This window comes from Micromonospora sp. NPDC007271 (assembly GCF_040634005.1).
Lineage (GTDB): Bacteria > Actinomycetota > Actinomycetes > Mycobacteriales > Micromonosporaceae > Micromonospora.
In genome coordinates this window covers 1-2,054 of sequence record NZ_JBEYER010000215.1, presented here as the reverse complement: position 1 = coordinate 2,054, position 2,054 = coordinate 1, and the positions used below count along the sequence as shown (strand labels likewise).

Sequence of the window (2,054 nt, the reverse complement as noted above, 5' to 3'; positions counted from 1 at the left end):
GCACGTCGGCCAGCTTTCCCGGCACGTCCAGGCCCGCGGCGGTCACCACGGCGTCCAGGCCGCCGGAGCGTTCCGCCAGGTCCCGGGTGGCCGCCTCGGCGGCCCGGGTGTCGGCCAGGTCGCACTCGATCCACGGCACCCCGTCGCCGGGCCGCTGCCGGTCGAGCACCAGCGGGCGGCCGCCGGCCCGGGCCACCGCGACGACGACCGCCGCACCCAGTCCGCTGGACCCGCCGGTGACCAGGACGGTGGGGCCGGCCCCGGGTGGACTGCTGCTCATGCCGCCACCTCGCTCATCGCGCTCCCTCCGCCGTCGGCCGGTTGGCCACCGCCCGGCGCGGCGCCGACGCCGGCTCGCCCGTGCCGGGCCAGGCGGCGGAGCCGCGACCGGACCGGGCCGCCGCGATCACGTCGGTGGTGGACCGGCCGTCCAGGTACGGCACGACCACCGTGTGCCCGCCCCAGCGGGCCAGGATCTCCGCCTCGGGCAGGGTCTCCTCGCCGCCGCCGGTGGCGTAGTCGCCGCCCTTGACCCAGATGTCGGGGCGCAGCCAGGACAGCGCCGCGTGCGGGGTGGCCTCGTCGAAGATCAGCACGGCGTCCACACAGCTCAGCGCGGCGAGCAGCCGGCTGCGGTCGCCCTGCGGCACGACCGGGCGGTCCGGTCCCTTCAGCCCGGTCACGCTGGCGTCGGAGTTGAGGCAGACGACGAGGCAGTCGCCGAGCTGGCGGGCCGCCTCCAGCGTCGCCACGTGCCCGGCGTGCAGCAGGTCGAAGCAGCCGCCGGTGGCGACCACGGTGCCGCCGGCCGCGCGTACCCGGGCGACCACCGCACCGGCGGCGTCCGCGCCGATCCGCTCCCCGTCGCTGATCACCACGGCCGGCGAGGCGGTCCGGACCGGGTCGGGCAGCGCGTCGGCCACTCCCCCGCCGGCCACGTACGCCGACGCCTCGGCGACCGCCTCCTGCACCGCCTCGGAGACCAGCGCGCCCCGGGCCAGGGCGAGGGCCGCCGCCGCGGCGAACCGGTCACCGGCCCCGCAGGTGTCCCCGTCGGCGCTGGCCGGGGCGGACACCACCAGCGGGGTGGAGCCGGCGTGACAGAGCAGCGCGCCGTCCCCGCCCAGGGTCACCGCCACCGCGCCGGCCCGCCAGCGCCGGCGCAGCGCCTGGGCACTCCGCGACGCGGTGACCAGCCGGGATGCGCCCGGCCGCACCTTGGCCAGCTCCCGCGCCTCCGGCTCGTTCGGGGTGGCCAGGTGCACTCCGGGCACCGCAGCCGGACCGCGCGGGTGCGGATCCCAGACTACCGGGGCGCGGGTGGCGGCGAGCGCGGCACGCAGCGCCGGCTGCCGGGCCACGCCCCGGCCGTAGTCGCTGACCAGCACGGCGGAGGCGTTGGCGAGCAGGCGCAGCACGGCCTCACTCGGCTCGCCGGGCGACCCGGCCGGCCCGCCCCGGTCGTGGCGCAGCAGCACCCGGCCCCGGGCCCGCAACCGGATCTTCTCCGGGGTGGCTCCGGCCAGCGGCAACGCGTAGAGCTGCACGCCGGCGGCGGCGAGCAGCGTGCCGAGCCGGGCCCCGCCCGCGTCGTCGGCGATCGCGGTGACCAGCGCGACCTCGGCGCCCTCGGCGGCGGCGAAGACGGCGGCCAGCCCGGCGCCACCCGGCCGGTCGGCGTACGTGGTCTCGTCGAGCACCGGCACCGGGGAGTCCGGACAGAGCCGGTTCACCACGCCCTCGACGTCCCGGTCCAGCAGGGTGTCACCGAGCACCACCACGGGTCCCGTCACGTCCGACCTCCTCATCGGGGCTGCACCTCCCGGCCGGCGCCGTCCCCGACCACCACCTCGACGCCGGTACGCACCGGGCCGGCCGGCGCGGGCTCCGCGGCCCGCGTACGGAGCGCGGCCGGCAGGGCCCGGTCGACGTACTCGCAGAGCACGTGGGTGGCGACCAGGTGCAGCTCCTGCACCACCTGGTTCTCCGGCGAGTCGATGGCGAGCACGTCGTGGCAGGCGTCGGCGAGCGGGTTGGGGGTCGGGCCGGTGAAG

At 78.7% G+C, this 2,054-nt stretch carries 2 protein-coding genes and 1 pseudogene; all 3 read right to left on the bottom strand.

What is annotated here, in order from left to right:
- Positions 1-280: SDR family NAD(P)-dependent oxidoreductase (locus ABZ570_RS33945; RefSeq protein ID WP_358072281.1), on the bottom strand; the 280-nt coding region annotated here is incomplete at its 3' end.
- Positions 281-293: 13 nt separating this feature from the next.
- Positions 294-1,808 (bottom strand): PfkB family carbohydrate kinase, encoded by a 1,515-nt coding sequence (locus tag ABZ570_RS33940; protein ID WP_358072279.1) that lies wholly within the window; start codon positions 1,806-1,808, stop codon positions 294-296.
- Positions 1,805-2,054: pseudogene (locus ABZ570_RS33935) on the bottom strand (phosphoheptose isomerase); the annotation flags it as partial. The gene ABZ570_RS33940 and the pseudogene ABZ570_RS33935, both read right to left, overlap by 4 nt.

Coding starts and splice junctions, on each gene's coding strand:
- ABZ570_RS33940 (WP_358072279.1), bottom strand. CDS start 1,808: ATGAGGAGGTCGGACGTGACGGGACCCGTGGTGGTGCTCGGTGACACC.